The sequence below is a fragment of the Sulfurirhabdus autotrophica genome (assembly GCF_004346685.1).
In the GTDB taxonomy this organism is placed as follows: Bacteria; Pseudomonadota; Gammaproteobacteria; order Burkholderiales; family SMCO01; genus Sulfurirhabdus; species Sulfurirhabdus autotrophica.
In genome coordinates this window covers 68,640-84,407 of record NZ_SMCO01000008.1, presented here as the reverse complement: position 1 = coordinate 84,407, position 15,768 = coordinate 68,640, and the positions used below count along the sequence as shown (strand labels likewise).

16 protein-coding genes are annotated in these 15,768 nt (G+C 44.1%); 8 read left to right on the top strand and 8 right to left on the bottom strand.

The window, feature by feature from the left end; genetic code table 11:
* Positions 1 to 112 precede the first annotated feature (112 nt).
* A complete protein-coding gene (locus tag EDC63_RS09780; protein ID WP_124946602.1) occupies positions 113 to 2,506 on the top strand; it encodes a putative bifunctional diguanylate cyclase/phosphodiesterase in 2,394 nt (797 codons plus the stop codon).
* 534 nt (positions 2,507 to 3,040) lie between these two features.
* Here the strand turns inward: EDC63_RS09780 and EDC63_RS09770 are convergent.
* Complete coding sequence (locus EDC63_RS09770; protein WP_165922967.1) at positions 3,041 to 3,391, bottom strand: BON domain-containing protein; 351 nt, start codon at positions 3,389 to 3,391, stop codon at positions 3,041 to 3,043.
* Positions 3,392 to 4,015: 624 nt separating this feature from the next.
* Here EDC63_RS09770 and pcnB point away from each other — a divergent pair.
* From pcnB to panC, 5 genes are all read left to right on the top strand, one after another.
* The gene (gene pcnB / locus EDC63_RS09765) at positions 4,016 to 5,368 is read left to right on the top strand and encodes a polynucleotide adenylyltransferase PcnB (RefSeq protein WP_124946600.1); all 1,353 of its coding nucleotides are present in this window, start codon (positions 4,016 to 4,018) and stop codon (positions 5,366 to 5,368) included.
* Positions 5,369 to 5,374: 6 nt separating this feature from the next.
* Positions 5,375 to 5,884, top strand: a complete 510-nt coding sequence (folK, locus tag EDC63_RS09760) for a 2-amino-4-hydroxy-6-hydroxymethyldihydropteridine diphosphokinase (RefSeq protein ID WP_124946599.1) — start codon at positions 5,375 to 5,377, stop codon at positions 5,882 to 5,884.
* Between the two features lie 5 nt (positions 5,885 to 5,889).
* Positions 5,890 to 6,531, top strand: coding sequence for a deoxynucleoside kinase (locus EDC63_RS09755; RefSeq protein ID WP_124946598.1), 642 nt, complete (start codon positions 5,890 to 5,892; stop codon positions 6,529 to 6,531).
* Positions 6,532 to 6,655: 124 nt separating this feature from the next.
* Positions 6,656 to 7,447, top strand: coding sequence for a 3-methyl-2-oxobutanoate hydroxymethyltransferase (gene panB / locus EDC63_RS09750; protein ID WP_124946597.1), 792 nt, complete (start codon positions 6,656 to 6,658; stop codon positions 7,445 to 7,447).
* A gap of 32 nt (positions 7,448 to 7,479) precedes the next feature.
* On the top strand, positions 7,480 to 8,316 hold the full coding sequence (gene panC / locus EDC63_RS09745) for a pantoate--beta-alanine ligase (RefSeq protein ID WP_124946596.1): 837 nt from the start codon (positions 7,480 to 7,482) through the stop codon (positions 8,314 to 8,316).
* On the opposite strand, the gene EDC63_RS09740 is transcribed toward panC, so the two are convergent.
* Positions 8,313 to 10,679, bottom strand: coding sequence for an EAL domain-containing protein (locus EDC63_RS09740; protein WP_124946595.1), 2,367 nt, complete (start codon positions 10,677 to 10,679; stop codon positions 8,313 to 8,315). The two genes, panC and EDC63_RS09740, sit on opposite strands and share 4 nt — an antisense overlap.
* A gap of 266 nt (positions 10,680 to 10,945) precedes the next feature.
* Here EDC63_RS09740 and panD point away from each other — a divergent pair, with 266 nt between their 5' ends.
* Entirely contained in the window at positions 10,946 to 11,326 is a 381-nt protein-coding gene (panD, locus tag EDC63_RS09735; RefSeq protein WP_124946594.1) for an aspartate 1-decarboxylase, read from the top strand.
* A gap of 542 nt (positions 11,327 to 11,868) precedes the next feature.
* Positions 11,869 to 12,348, top strand: a complete 480-nt coding sequence (locus EDC63_RS09730) for a hypothetical protein (RefSeq protein ID WP_124946593.1) — start codon at positions 11,869 to 11,871, stop codon at positions 12,346 to 12,348.
* 209 nt (positions 12,349 to 12,557) lie between these two features.
* On the opposite strand, the gene mobV is transcribed toward EDC63_RS09730, so the two are convergent.
* The 6 genes from mobV to EDC63_RS09705 all read right to left on the bottom strand — a co-directional run bounded on the left by mobV (position 12,558) and on the right by EDC63_RS09705 (position 15,749).
* Positions 12,558 to 13,310: a MobV family relaxase gene (mobV, locus tag EDC63_RS09725; protein ID WP_165922966.1), complete on the bottom strand. Its 753-nt coding sequence runs from the start codon at positions 13,308 to 13,310 to the stop codon at positions 12,558 to 12,560.
* A complete protein-coding gene (locus EDC63_RS18555; RefSeq protein ID WP_165922965.1) occupies positions 13,310 to 13,456 on the bottom strand; it encodes a hypothetical protein in 147 nt (48 codons plus the stop codon). Before EDC63_RS18555 ends, mobV begins: the two co-directional genes overlap by 1 nt.
* Positions 13,449 to 13,784: a hypothetical protein gene (locus EDC63_RS09720; protein WP_124946591.1), complete on the bottom strand. Its 336-nt coding sequence runs from the start codon at positions 13,782 to 13,784 to the stop codon at positions 13,449 to 13,451. Before EDC63_RS09720 ends, EDC63_RS18555 begins: the two co-directional genes overlap by 8 nt.
* Entirely contained in the window at positions 13,784 to 13,981 is a 198-nt protein-coding gene (locus EDC63_RS09715) for a helix-turn-helix transcriptional regulator (protein ID WP_223248290.1), read from the bottom strand. The genes EDC63_RS09720 and EDC63_RS09715 overlap by 1 nt, the downstream gene beginning before the upstream one ends.
* Positions 13,982 to 14,100: 119 nt before the next feature.
* Complete coding sequence (locus tag EDC63_RS09710) at positions 14,101 to 14,541, bottom strand: hypothetical protein (protein WP_124946589.1); 441 nt, start codon at positions 14,539 to 14,541, stop codon at positions 14,101 to 14,103.
* 2 nt (positions 14,542 to 14,543) lie between these two features.
* Entirely contained in the window at positions 14,544 to 15,749 is a 1,206-nt protein-coding gene (locus EDC63_RS09705; RefSeq protein ID WP_124946588.1) for a tyrosine-type recombinase/integrase, read from the bottom strand.
* Positions 15,750 to 15,768 lie beyond the last annotated feature (19 nt).

The window sequence follows — 15,768 nt, the reverse complement described above, 5'->3', positions numbered from 1 at the left end:
TGGCACTCATGGATGTGCGAGCTCTGTTGGGAAAGCTTGATTCACGGGCATGGCAGTGTAAATTGATTTGTGTCTATGAACAGTTTGGTCGAAATTGAATCAGGAAAGTTTGATGGCTTTTAAAATCCCTTTGCCGCACACATTGCACATGCGCATCATGCTGGCGATTGCAGCCCTGCAGTTCATTGTAGTGGGGTTGTTCAGTGTTTATATGATCGTGCAATTGGTGGGAAATGAAGTCACCAACCGCCAGGTGCTGGGCCATAAAATTATTATTCTGACTGCCCCTGCCGTTGAGCGCATGGTGATCGAGCAGGATAAATCCGGACTGGTTGCTTACCTGAATCGACTGTATAGCGATTCAGCGCTGTCAGATATCAAAGTAAAGGATGCACAAGGGAAGGTAATGTTTTCCCGGGAAAAACCACCTGTCGCGTTGCATCCAGTTGCAGGTTGGCTCAATTTATCCAATCTGGATGCTCAGGTCAGTACAGCATTACGGGATGGTGATCACTATGCCGGGCTGCTTAACATTGTCCTTTCAAATTACGAAATTAATAATAATATCAGTATCCTGTTGCATAACGTGCTGTATCTTTTTCTGATTTTGTTGGCCATAGATTTACTGGCGTCTGAGTTGCTGGTCAAATACCTTGTGTCGCCTTTGGGTTCGTTGACGCTGATGGCGCAGGATTTATCTCGCGGGACGCTTGATGGTGTAACAAAACCTTCGGCACGGGCTTCTGTTGAAGTAAAACACCTGACCAATGCGTTTGTCGATAGCGCCAAAATCATGCGTAAGCAAATTCATGAACTGGAGCAAACACGCAGCCAACTGGCGCAAAATGAATTGCGGCTGCGTAACCTTGTGAACAACATGCAGGAAGTGCTGCTGGAACTGGATAAGGGCGGTCGCATCCAGTTTCTGAATCCAATCTGGGAAACCCTGACGGGTTACACGACCGCTTTTTCACTGACAAAACCCTTTTCATTTTTTCTTGTTCAGGAATCGCAGCAACAGTATTTTGAACAAGGAAATCTGGCGCATATTGCGCTCAATGATTTGCAACTGGAACTGAGAGCGGAAAACGGTGCATCGGTATGGCTTCAGATGAATACCACTCTCCAATTTGACAATGCCGGTGAATTTAGTGGCTCCATCAGCACATTGGTGGATATCACTGAAAATTTAAGGCTACAGAAATTGCAGCAAGAACATGAGCAAAATCTCTATAAGCTGGCCATTACAGATCCTTTGACAGGCGTATATAACCGGCGATATTTTGATGAAATTCTGGATAAGCTCATCGAGTCCAGCTTGCGCAATCAGCAGCAAATGGCATTGCTTGTCATTGATATAGACGGTTTCAAGTTCATTAATGATACCTATGGCCATCCTGTCGGGGACGCAGTGCTGAAGGCATTATCAAGTACACTGCATAGCCTCGATTATGCTGGCGTGGAAGTGGCAAGACTGGCCGGTGATGAATTTGCAGTGATTTTGCAAGACGTGACAGAGGAGCAGGCAAATAACATTGCCAATGAGATTCATAATCGCATCGGAAAAATCGTGATAGATATGGCTGTAGGTCAGCTTCGTATACAGTCTTCAATGGGCGTTGCGTTAGCACCTAAGCATGGTAAAACACCTCAGTCACTCATCAGTGCGGCAGATGTGGCGCTCTATCACGCCAAGAAAAGCGGCCGTAATCGGGTTGATACGCTCTCCAAGGATATGGGCGAAGCCATTATGGATATTTTCTCCCGAGGATTCGAACTGCGAAATGCCGTGTCTGCAGGGATGTTAACGCCCTTTATTCAGCCCATTGTTGAACTAAAAACTGGCGAAGTGTTTGCGTATGAAGTGCTGACACGCCTCAAACGCAACGAGGAGTATATCGCTGCGGATGTATTTGTATTGATGGCTGAAGATCTGGGACTGATTCGTGAAATGGATTTGTTCATTATCAAGCAGGCATTAAAACAAGTGCCAAAGCATACACATTTATTTCTGAATATCAGCTTGTGTTCTTTTTATAACCCGGAATTTAGTCATGATCTGCGCAACATCTTGCTGTCACCTGATGTGCTAGGTCGCAATATCACCATTGAGTTTACAGAACGCCAAACAACTTCATTCACAGAAAGCTTCATGCAGTATTTTAACGAGTTGCGCGATGCTGGCTGCAAGTTGGCGCTGGATGATTTCGGTGTCGGTTATTCTTCATATGGTTATATGCGGCAACTACGCCCGGATTTTGTGAAAATTGATGGTAGCTTCGTGCAGCAGGTCACCACCAATCAAGAAGATGCCAAGATAGTGGAACAAATTATCGAGCTTTCCAAAATTTTCGGCGCATTGTCAGTTGCAGAGCACGTAGAGAATGAAGAAACCTGTCAGCGTTTGATACAACTGGGGGTAAAGTACGGGCAAGGGTATTATTTTGGGCGGCCTAAAGCGATTCCGGAATATGTTTTTGATGAAGATCTACGGTTAAAGGCGTAACGGCCTTTAACCACGGAATTTATCTATTTCACTAGTTGAAATACAAGCGTTTACTGGTTCTCCCCGAGAAATCAGTCCTGCTTATTGGTGGGCTTTTTGCTGGATTGCCTCACCTGCCTCTTCGATTTTTTCTCCGACTTTACCTGCCGCTTCCTCCAATTTCTCACCGGCTTTTTGAGTGGTTTCTTCCAGTTTTTGTTCGGTTTGTCCGGTTAATTTATCAGTCGCGTGTTCTACACTGTCTTTTACCTGCTCAGCTGCCTGGTCGATTTTGGCGCCAGCTTGTTCTGCAGGTCCCTAATTTTTCTGGCAGCCAACAGCGGTGAGTCCGACAATGCCGGCTGCTATAAGTGGAATGATTGCTCTGTAATTGAAGCGCATAACTTTTTTCTCCCTTGAAATTTGATAATGAAGACGTAAATGTCGACAGTCTCGTTGCTGTTGATCAGTGTCTTCTTCGTTCTGATGGTAATGAAAGCACCACGATTTGCCGAATTTATCAGCATTCAGCGAATCGTGATTAATGTGAAGTTTTTATCCTTTGCGCTCAAGTTTGTTGACCACCTTTTTGACACCCGCCACGCTGGCAGCAATCTGTTCGGCGCTTTGCAGTTGTATCTCACTGTTGACAGTACCGCTCAGGATTACCTGGCCCTGGCTGGTTTCTACTTGTACATCAAGGCCGTTGGTAATGGCATTGCGCATAAGTTCTCCCTTTACTTTTGCAGTAATGGCATTATCGTCAACATTGTTTTCCGCAGACAACTTCGGAGTCATGGCATCGGCTTCAGTTGTATCGGTTTGTGCATAGGCCGCAGGATTAAAAGCTGATGTAAATATCGCTGCTAACATACTCATTTTTAATACGCGTAGATTGCTTTTCATACTAATACATCTCCTAAGTTTTACGTTTGTTTGAGCTTTATGTAACCAGGCTTCAGACCGGTAGCTTGTTAGATCATTATCGATATCGCTGAGAATTTGATTCATTTGCAGCGATTGCGAAGCCCAAGGATGGCCTTTCTGGTATGCGATCCAGAAAGGCCCCGACAGCTTCCGCGGAAAATTGAAAGGGGTAGAAGTCGTCGGCAGTTTGATAAGTAGCAAGACGTGTGCCAGATATTGTTTTATTATTTAAAACAATATGTTGAAGTTATCCTGTATAGAAATGGCGGTAAAAAATGTCGCCTGAAAGCGACATGGCAAAATGAAAATTTGTTTAACTTATTGAATAATATTGATTTTTATTAGATATAAATAGCGACATGGGTTGAGATTTTTATTGCGAAAATCACTTTTATGGGGTGTTTGCTATTGCTGGTACACATTTTTCAGTTGATACGGTCGTCAAGATAGATGGTTAAAGGCGTAAATGGTTTTTGCCGTGTATAATGCCCCAATGCCTTTGAAAAAGGCCAACTATGTACAACCGTGTTCCCCCGGAAAATTTACTTTGGCAAGTTTTACAACTCACAATTTTTTGCTTCTATCCATGTCGCTCAGCCTCCAATGATCCGAAAATTTATCAATCGCGTCCTGAATAAAGACAAAGCGACAACTGCGGCGAAAATCCTCCCGTTTAAAGAACATCAAATTTCTCGTGAGCAGCTATCTTTCTGCGCGCTTAAAGTGACGGATGGTTTGCAGTCTGCTGGTTTCTCTGCTTTTGTTGTTGGTGGCGCGGTGCGAGATCTGTTAATGGGTACGCGACCCAAAGATTTTGACGTTGCCACCAATGCCACACCTGAGCAGGTGCAGGCACTCTTTAGACGTTCTCGCATTATTGGCCGGCGCTTTCGCATTGTGCATGTCATGTGTGGAAGTGAGACGATTGAGGTTTCTACTTTTCGCGCCGCACCCTCAGAAGAAGATGGTCGCAAGTCTGACGAAAATGGCCGGATTTTGCGAGATAACGTATTTGGCTGTCAGGAAGATGACGCCGTCCGGCGCGACTTTACAATCAATGCGCTCTATTATAATCCGGCAACCCAGGAAATATGGGATACGCAGAACGGGGTACGTGACCTAAAGCACAAAACACTACGCATTATTGGTGATCCGGAACAACGTTATCGCGAAGACCCCGTGCGCATGTTACGCGCAGTGCGATTTGCCGCGAAACTGGATTTTCATATAGACGAGCGTACCCGCGCCCCTGTCGCTGAACTGGCCAATTTGCTTGAGAATGTGCCATCTTCCCGTTTGTTCGACGAAATGCTCAAGCTGCTGCTTTCCGGACATGCTTTGCGCGCAGTGCATCAGTTACGTGCCGAGGGCTTGCATCATGGACTGCTTCCATTGCTGGATGTCGTGCTGGAACAGCCTATGGGAGAGCGTTTTATCACCCTGGCGTTAAAAAACACCGACGAACGAGTCAAAATCGGCAAAACAGTATCACCAGGTTTTCTGTTTGCCACGCTGCTTTGGCACGAAGTGTTGGCTGCCTGGCAAGCTTATCAGGCCAAAGAAGCAAAGCCTGTTCCGGCTTTGCAATTGGCCATGGACGATGTGATGCGTGCACAAGAGCAACGACTAGCTATTCCACGCCGTTTTGACGCAAATATGAAAGAAATATGGGGAATGCAGCCCCGCTTTGAACAACGCTCTGGTGGTCGGCCTTTCCGGTTATTAAGCCACCCTCGGTTCCGTGCGGGATATGATTTTCTGCTGTTGCGTTGCGAAAGTGGCGAAGCGACGTTGGAGTTGGGAAAATGGTGGGAGAAATTCCAGTCGGCGACAGAACATGAAAGAAGCGATATGCTGATAGCTGATACCGTTCCCAAGAAAAAGCGTCGTCGCCGCAAAAACAGTGCGCAATCAGTTGCCGATGTGCCTTCATCCAATCAAGATCAGGTAGATTAAGTTTTTATGAAGTGCTTCTCTTCAAGTAAACCTTGTCGGGCTTTTATCGCTCTGGGTAGTAATTTAGGGAATTCCAAAGAAGAGGTGTTGCAGGCATTCGATGCGCTGGGCGCGTTACCGGAAACAAGAATGGTTGCAAGATCTTCACTGTATTTGACTGCCCCCGTAGGCTTTCTGGATCAACCGGTTTTTATTAATGCGGTAGCGGAAGTTGAAACCAGCCTCCAGCCTCATGCTTTGCTTGACGCATTGCTTGAGCTGGAACACCAGCATGGTCGCGTGCGGGATGTATTGAATGGTCCACGCACACTGGATTTAGACATATTGCTGTATGATGGATTGCAGTGCCATGAACATGGTTTAACCTTGCCGCATCCCAGAATGCATGAGCGCGCGTTTGTATTAAAACCACTATTGGAAATTTTCCCTGAATGCTTCATTATTGGGCGTGGGCAGGCATCACAGTTTATGGAAGACTGTGACGAGCAGGAAATTGAGCAGGTCACGGATAATTAGCACGCATGATATTAAATCGGTATCGATACGTAGTTGTGGAAGGCCCGATAGGTGCCGGAAAAACCAGTCTGGCCAAGTGTCTGGCTGATCGTTTTCGTGCAGAAACCCTGCTGGAAAATGCAGACGAAAACCCTTTTTTGCCCAAGTTTTATCATGATGCGCAGCGTTATGCGTTATCAACACAATTATTTTTCCTGTTTCAGCGTTCAAACATGGTGCGCGATATGGCACAAATGGACATGTTTAATCAGGTAACCGTTTCAGATTTTATTCTGGATAAAGATCTGTTGTTTGCACGGCTTAACCTGAATGATGACGAATTTCAGTTGTATCAGCAGATTTATAGTCACCTGCAACCGCAAACAGTTAAGCCGGATCTGGTAATCTATCTTCAGGCGCCTGTCAGTGTGCTGGTTGAACGGGTAAGGCGGCGTGGAGTGCAGTATGAGCGCCAAATTTCCGAAACCTATCTGAGTGATTTGGCAGAGAGTTACAGCCGGTTTTTTTATCAATATGAATCCTCACCCTTGCTGATTGTAAATAGTGAGAATCTGAATTTTGTGGAAGATAAGCAGGATTTTGAATTGCTGCTGACTCGTATGGGTGAAATGCGCGGGCAACGGGAATTTTTTAATCGTGCAGTTTGAACTTTAAGCTCAGCACTTGTCCTGGCTGTGCTGAGCCAAAAAATGCAAGATCACTCACCTCATCTCGTTCCATAGTAATATCTGAGTTAAAATAAACTGTGAAAATTAAATTGCGCGAGTTGCTTTGAAAATTACGCTTACAACCCTGAAAAAAATGATGAGTGCTGGCGAGAAAATCGCTGTGCTCACTTGCTACGATGCCAGTTTTTCTTCGCTGCTGGAGAATGCCGGGGTAGAAGTGTTGCTGGTTGGTGATTCTCTGGGTATGGTGCTGCAAGGGCATGATTCCACACTGCCGGTTAGCATGGAAAACATCATTTACCACACGCAATGTGTCGCGCGTGGAGCAAATCAGGCGTTTATTGTCGCAGACATGCCATTTGGCAGTTATCAGGAAAGTCCTGCGCAGGCGATGCGCAATGCTGCTTTCCTGATGGCTGCTGGTGCCCACATGGTAAAGCTGGAAGGTGGCCAGGTGATGCTGGAAACTGTGGCGTTTCTGACTAGCCGCGGCATTCCTGTTTGCGGTCATCTGGGGCTGCTGCCTCAGTCTGTGAATCAACTCGGTGGCTATAAAGTACAAGGCAAGGATGAAGCGCAATCAGTTCGCTTGAAAACCGATGCAGCTGCACTGGAGCAAGCAGGCGCAAGCATGATAGTGCTGGAAGCTATTCCGGCTGTTTTGGCGCAACAAATTACAGAAACGCTTCAAATTCCTACCATCGGTATTGGCGCAGGCGCTGATTGTTCCGGGCAAGTGTTGGTGTTGCATGACTTGCTAGGTGTTTTTCCAGGTAAAACGCCTAAATTCGCCAAGAACTTTTTGCAGGGCTCCTCAAGTATTCAGGACGCGGTTGAACGCTATGTTAAAGCAGTTAAAAGTGCAGATTTCCCTTCTGTAGAGCATAGTTTTTAGCATACGGCAATTACAGCAGTCACTCATCGTTTATGGAAATTATCTCAAAAATTCCTGTTCTGCAAGAAAGGTTGCAGCCAGAAACTGACATAGCTTTTGTGCCGACAATGGGCAATTTGCATGAAGGGCATTTAGCTTTGATGGCACTGGCCAAAAAGCGCAGTAAATGTGTTGTGGCGAGTATTTTTGTCAACCCCATGCAATTTGGCCCGCAAGAAGATCTTGCCAAATATCCGCGCACGCTGGCTGAAGACTGCCACAAGTTGCAGGCGGCTGGCGTTGATGTGGTTTTTACGCCAACTGAACAGACACTCTATCCCGAACCACAACAAGTATTGGTTGAACCGCCGCCCATTGCCAATGAATTATGCGGTGCCTACCGTCCCGGGCATTTTCGAGGGGTGGCTACCGTTGTGTTGAAACTGTTTAATATTGTGACCCCATCTGTAGCGGTATTTGGAAAAAAAGATTACCAGCAGCTGCATGTTATCCGCTCTATGGTCAGACAGTTAAATATACCGGTGGAGGTGGTTGCCGGTGAAACCATGCGAGCAGCAGACGGATTAGCGCTCAGTTCTCGTAATGGCTTTCTAAGTGAAACTCAACGGGATGAAGCCGTTCGGTTATTCAGGAATCTGGAATTTATCATGCATGCTTTGGTTTCTGGGAGTCGTGACTTTGCATTTCTGGAAAACAATGCGAAAGCCGAGCTGGAAAAATATGGCTGGCGTGTGGACTATTTTTCTATTCGTCATCAGCATTCACTTTCCCCTGCTCAGGTAGCAGATACTGATTTAGTCATTCTTGCTGCATGCTGGCTTGGTGGGACCCGCCTGATTGATAATCTGGAAGTATTTTTACCCGCCTAATGGGTAAGGTTGAAATTTGCTAAAGGTTCCGGAATATGGATGCCATAACCTTGGGCGAAGTCGACGCCGATGCTTTCCAGTTCGTCGAAAATAGCATTGTTCTCAACAAACTCAGCGACTGTTTTAATCCCCATGACATGGCCGATTCGATTGATTGAATCAACCATTGCAAGGTCCACCATATCGTGCGTGATGTTTTTTATGAAGGCACCATCGATTTTCAGGAAATCCACATCAAGATTCTTCAAGTAACTGTATGAAGACATTCCACTGCCAAAATCATCCAGTGAAAACTTACAACCCAAACCCTTGAGCGTAGAAATAAAACGTACAGCATTGCTGAGGTTAGCGATAGCGGATGTTTCTGTGATTTCAAATCCAATGGTGCCGCGTGGGATACTAATTTGTTTTAACTGATCTATCACGAACCCCAAAAAGCGCTTGTCACCTAAAGACTGCCCCGAAAGATTAATTGAAAAAATGGAATGTTCACTGATTTCTGCAGCGTGATCTGCTAGCCATTCAAACATGGCTTGAACTACCCAACGGTCAATATTTGGCATCAAATGGTAACGCTCTGCAGCAGGAATGAAAGCGCCGGGCGCAACAATTTGGCCATCTTCATTTATCATTCGTAGCAAAATTTCATAATGCGAATGAGGTTGTAGTTTTCGATCAGTAGCAATGATTTTTTGATAATAGAGCTGGAAGCGGTTTGCATTCAATGCCTGAGTAATTTTTTTAATGGAAAGTTTTTCACCATTGGTATTGTCGGCCAAATGCTCAGGCTGAAATACCTGAATCTGGTTACGTCCTTCGCTTTTTGCTTTGTAACAGGCGGTATCTGCCGAGGTCATAATGTCCACGGAATTTTCACTTTCCGAGCCAAAGGGAACGGCACCGATACTGACGCCTACGTCGAATATTTTACCTTCCCAAATAAACTTGAAAGAAGCAATCAGCTGGCGAATATTTTCAGCAATGGTGAGCGCATGATCAAGTTGGCAGCTGGCCAGCAGTATTCCGAATTCGTCCCCACCGAGGCGCGCTAATGTGTCGTTTTCTCTTATTCTGGATTCAAGCATGCGCGACAATTGTCGCAAACATTCATCGCCAGCAATATGGCCACATGTGTCATTGATTAATTTGAACTTATCCAAATCCAGAAATAACAATACGTGGCGTCTATTATTGTTTTTTGCCTGATCCAGTAAGATTGATAAAACCCGTTCAAATTCGAGGCGATTTGCTAACCCTGTTAAAGGATCATGGCTGGCTTGCCAGGAAAGTTGCTGGGTCAGGTTTCGTGCTTCAGATACATCGTTAAACACCAATACAGCGCCAATTGTTTCCCCTTCTTTATTGCGAATGGGGGCAGAAGAATCTTCAATGGCAAACTCCTGGCCATCCTGCCGGATTAATGTGCGTTCCTCAAGATTGGCTGTGGGACCTTCCAGTTGGTCCAGTAATAATGAAGGGTCGATTGGCAGCCTGGTGGTAGCATCAATAATGTTGTAAACAGCTGAAATGTGTTGATTCGTTGCATTTGTTGCTTTCCATCCGGTTAACCGTTCAGCGACAGGGTTGATGTAAGTAACCTCACCGTTTTTATCTGTCGTGATTACGCCATCTGCAATGGAATGTAAGGTGACTTCTGCAAACTCTTTTTCAGTGAACAAAGCATTTTCGATACTGGCTATGCGACGTATAACGAAAAGCGCAATGAAAGCGCCGGTAATTAATGCCGCAATAACCAGCAGAAACATGATCAGGTAAGTGAAGTGGTTGGCTTGATTTGCTACGTCAATTGCGGACTTTGCTTTATTCGTTTGTAAATCGACAAATTTGTTGTAGGCCTGGATTACGAAATGTTGCTCTTGAATTGTTTCGTTGAGCATTGTTTTTTGCGCTTCTGCAATGTTGTCATTGCCTATAAGGGTGGCAACCTGATTTTGGGATGCGGAAGCGGTACGTACGGACCGTTGCATTTCTGCAAAGCGCGCTTTTTCTTCCTCATCCAGGTTAAGAGCTTCAAATTGCTCTCGTAGCGCAATAAAATCAGAAGCCAGTTCCCTGAATTTTGACAAGGCCTGATCCCTTTGGAAGGGGTCGTCGTAGGATATTGCCATGAATAGATTCAGTGATCGTTCTCTGGCAATGTTTCGCATGGAAGTAACCACGGAAAGCTTGAAATTTTGTTCATTGATTGTTTGTTCAAGACGGCTATTATTGTTTGCCATACTGGTTAAACCAACGGCAGCCAAAATAAGCATAACCACAAGTAAAAGGGTAAAGCCTATTGCAACAATGGATTTTAAGTCCCAATAAATGGATTTCGTTATTTTGTTTATTAAGTCGGTCATTATAGTTCTGACACCAGTGAATTCATTCTAATGGTGTGTATTTATAATTGTATAACAATGATATTACAGTAGAAAAATGGACTGCGTGCTTTTTTTTGCCATGACAGAAAATGGTAAAAGTTGGCGGCAAGTGGTTTTTTTGAAGGCAGGAATTTTGGTTTGTGTTTTTTGGTGATTGTTTTTAAAAGAAAAAATTACGTAATTGTTTCAAAATTGATCAGGCGGTATAATAATTGCCCTTTATACAGCTTCGCAATAAATATCCTATGCAAAGAACTATGCTGAAGTCCAAGCTGCATCGTGTACATGTGACGCATTCTGAATTGCATTACGAGGGATCGTGTGCGATCGACGAAACATTGCTGGAAGCTGCAGATATACGCGAATATCAGCAGATTGATATCTATAATGTGACGAATGGTGAACGCTTCACCACGTATGCCATTCGTGCTCAGCGGGACTCAGGTATCATTTCAGTCAATGGTGCTGCTGCGCATAAGGCGAATCCAGATGATATTCTGATTATTACTACCTATGCGGTATACAATGAATTGGAGCTGCAAAAATTTCATCCGCAGCTTGTTTACGTGGATGAAAAAAACTGTATTGTGAACACGCGCCAGGAGATTCCTGTACAGGTTGCCTGATTTTTCTCGTAGGAAGCTTTCAGTTAAATTGAAATCATAAAAAAAGCAGCCAGATCTGGCTGCTTTTTTTATGATTTTCTTGGTGCGGGAGGGGGCACCACAAGCAATCTGAAACGTAATATATATAAAGGTTTCATTGGCCTTGTTTAATTTTATACCCCTATTTATACCCCCATTCGCATGCTGCTTGACACTGTTTATTGAACCGATTAAATATAAATTTCACTCATTATGTTTTCTACTGCTATCTACTATAGATAAAGCGTTCAATCAAAATCAGCCATTACTTACCTTTTAAAATGGTTGTTGACTCAACTCTAGCTTGAAGGAAAGCAACCATTCATTTTATGGTATCTAACACATTGTAGTAAAAGATAATTTTATAGCTGACCTATCAATAAGTTAAATGACTGACTTGTCCGTTAAATGCCGTATAAAACGGACTTGAAAGGGTAATCGCTATTAAAGTATTGGCTGTGCACTAGCTTTAAAAATCCGTGCTATCGTTGCAAACTGGGTCAGGCAAATTCGGAGAGAGATGCATGCGTAATTTAAAATTCACTGTGGCATTGTTTACAACCTTAACTCTTTTTGGTTGTGAATCCCTGCACCATTTTACAATTAACCCTAGAGAGCCAGGTGCATCTGGTCAGGGAGTTGCATATGGATTCAAAAAAACAGTGGAAATTTCGCTGAATGGAAACACCTACTCGGGCACTTTTGTATTGGATGCCGGTAGAGTTAAAACTTATATATCCAATTCAACTGCTACATTAAATACAAATGCAAGTGCAACTTCTGGAAATAACACAGTTTATGGAACAGGTTTTGGACAAGCGTATGGCACCACTGTTGGAAATACATTTGAACAAGGCTCGGGTAATGGAAGGCTGCTAGCAACAAATGCAAAAGGCGATGCTATACGTTGTGAATTTACAGTTAATCTTTCCCGTCATGGTACTGGTTTGGGTGTCTGCCAAGATAATGCAGGGAAGCAATATGATATGGTTGTATTGGATTAACCAGTGAATGGATTTGAAACTATCGCCTTTCCCTGATTCGTTTGAATGCTGGTCATTTAGCACCCTTAATAAGTATGTCCGAGCGTTCGCGTTGCATTCATTATTTCCAGCAATGCCGCTTTATATACAACTTTCGCTTTTCAATTTGCATGGTTAAAATAACGAACCCTACACAGGATAGGGTTTGATGTTTTATTGATGACTGAACCCTATAGGGTTTGTCCTTTACCTTTGCTAATCATTATTTGTGTAAACGTTCGGTTATCTCTTTTTCTTGCTGGTTTGATACCTAAAAGTTCAGCAAATGGGAAAGGGTCTTGATGAACTAAATCACGAACAAGAGGCCAACAAGCGGAAAGCATCACAGAATCATTCTTTAGATGATTCAAGATAGCTTGCTCTGTGTCTGTTTTGGCAAAACCCAATAGTTTTCGGTTTGGTTTTCTTAATCCATGCTTACTAGCAACGTGGATATAGAAGCTATCTTGTAACGCTCTGAGGTGTTTTCTATTTCCAACCATATCCGAGCCTATCATGCGGCCATTTTCTAGCGGTAGAATCAATGCGTGTGCGTGTGGTGCAGCTTCATCAAGGTGAACATCGAATGACAAGATAACGCCGCCAAAGTGTTTGCAAGTCCAGGTCATGCAATCATAGAAAAATTGACGTGTATCTTCTTGATGCTTGGCAGGGGGTAGCGAAAAGATTATTTCAATTCCTTGAACAGCATCCTTTCGCAACTTGCTTATTTCAGCATTGAGCATTAAGTCTTTAGCTTGGCTTGCTATAAGTGCAGGGGTTTCAGCGCCAACCAACGAATAATTCAAGCATGAGCGTGTAGCATCAATGTGGCTATCTGCTCCTAACTCTGCCTGAATCGTTCGTCTGTTGTGTTTAGCAGCGACAAGCAAACGTCCGCTACCCTTTAGCTTGCCAATTCTTAATAACTGACTTGCCGCCATTACTGGGCATCCACCAGCCGTGATAGATGCAAATAAAGCGCCCATAGCTCAAATAAGGTAAGCGAGGCTATATCAGCATCAATGCCGAGGTATGAAAAGCGGTTTAAGAGTGTTTCAAGGCGTTCAAACCATTCGAGCCTATTCATGATTGGCACCAATACCGTCATGCCAAGCGATAACCCATTTAGGCAAGGAATATCGCGCTATTGCCGTATCAGGTTTATCTGGGTGTGGTACTGGGTGAGAATCAATCGGCCAGCCAAGCCGAATCAAATCCCAAACTGTTGCACCGAGCCTCCATGAATTATCCAGCCATTCAATTTGTGTTAGAGAATTGCCAGCAAGCAAAACATCTAATAAACGCCATGCGAGACTATTGCGGTTTGGTAGCTTAGGGTAAAATAAATCTGTTGGGTTAAACAGCCATTGTTGTTCGGGAGCCGCTGTTGCTTTGGTGAGTGTAGCGGCTCTCATTATTGCACCCCGTTTTCAATACGGGATTGAAGCCATGCCTCTATATCACTTTCTAGCCATACCGTTGAGTTTGCACCAAGCTTGATAGGCTTGGGGAAATTCCCGTTTTTTAGCCAGTACCAGATGGTGCTGGTAGAAACGTCCAGTTTTGCAGCCAGTGTGTTGATGCGTAGTAATTTTCTTGTAATCTCAGCCATGTTTGCAAATTCCTTAAGTAAAACCGGATTGCACAAGACCGAATGGCCCTGCATGATTGGAATACTAGTTATTCAATTACTATCGCGATAACCGCAAACTTTTCAAAATTTGTGGAAAGTCAGCAAAGTTCTGCATTTTTTTTTGCTTCGTAGTAATACTTACTTGCTAATGTTTTACCGATTGCAAACTTACTGCCTACCTGCTCAAAAAATTCATTATCAATTGGTGTTTCTGGGGAATGTTCAATAATGTGTTGAACATGGCCAAACAATGGCCACATTATTCTTTTTTTCTTGTTAGTCGCGTTTAGATTGGTACCCTTTTTATGACGCTTACCAAATACGTCATCCCAAGATTTTTCATCGGATTTCTGTATTTTTTCGAATGCTGATATGTAAGCAAGTGCAGCCCAATCAGGTAAAGCCCATCCCTTGCTAGCACAGGTATGAATAACCTGCATTATCGCCCATTCTTCGCCGCTCTCAAAACGCTGCTTCAAATCAGGCATCCACCAATCTGGTACATGCATAGAATTGGGATTAATTTTATCTGTTGTCATTTTCAAGCCGCTCTTATGTTGACTACTTCGCCACCAGCGGCCAACCCTTCGAGATAGTCTGACCATGCTTGCATCATCTCTTTGCGCTTGGGTAAGTGTTGCGAGTGGTTGTAGGCTTTGCTCACCTTGTTGCCTTCAATATGAGCAAGTTGTCGCTCTATTGCTTCATGTGGCCAGCCTTGTTCGTGAAGAATGGTGGAGGCAGTACCCCTAAAACCATGAGCACATATATCCGCTTGCGTGTCATAGCCTAAGCGTCTTAGGGCATTATTTAAGGTATTTTCGCTCATAGGCTTATCGTTGTTGCTGATAGCAGGAAAAAGATAATTGCTGTCACCCGTCAAAGCTTGTAGCTCCCGGATAATCGTTACAGCTTGAGTTGATAGGGGTACAAGGTGCATGGTTTTCATTTTCATCTTGTGGTCAGGAATGCGCCATTCGCTAGCATCAAGGTCAAACTCTGCCCATTCTGCATGGCGAAGCTCGCCGGGGCGCACAAATAGCATGGCAATGAGTTTTAAGGCGCACTTTGTGGAATATCCTTGGTAATTCTCTAGCTTGCGGAGTAATTCGCCTAACTTCTTGGGGTCTTTAATGGCAGCGTGATTTTTTTCTTTAGTCTGGATTAAGTCGCCGCGAATCAATACGCTGAGGTCGGAACTGGTTTTTTTCTTGCGTACTGCATAACGGAATATTTGTCCGCATACCTGCAATGCGCGATTAGCCGTTTCATGCTTGCCATCTGACTCTATCTTTTGGAGTGTTGTTAGTAATTCGTCTGAATCAATTTCAGCAATCGGCCTTTTGCCAATATGGGGGTATAAATGATTTTCAAGCATGGCTTTAATTTTGCCTGCGGTAACGGGTGCCCATTTTGTTGCTTTGGCGTTTGTACCTGGCAGGGCTTTGCTATCGTGCCATTCGTTTGCTACAGATTCAAAAGTGCTGTGCGTACTTTTTGCCATTGGGTCAATACTAGCCTTTATCGATTTCTTGGCATCCGCCGCCAACTCTCTGGCTTTATCTAAGGAAATTTCTGGGTACTGGCCGAATGATAAGGTTTTTTCTTTACCGTTGAAGCGGTACTTCATGCGCCAATATTTTGAACCGTTAGGATGTACTAGAAGATATAGGCTATTGCCAGCCCCTAGCTTGTATTGAGAGGCTCTTGGCTTGGCTTTGCGTGTGGCAATATCAGTAAGTGGCATATAATCAGCACCTTAAGTT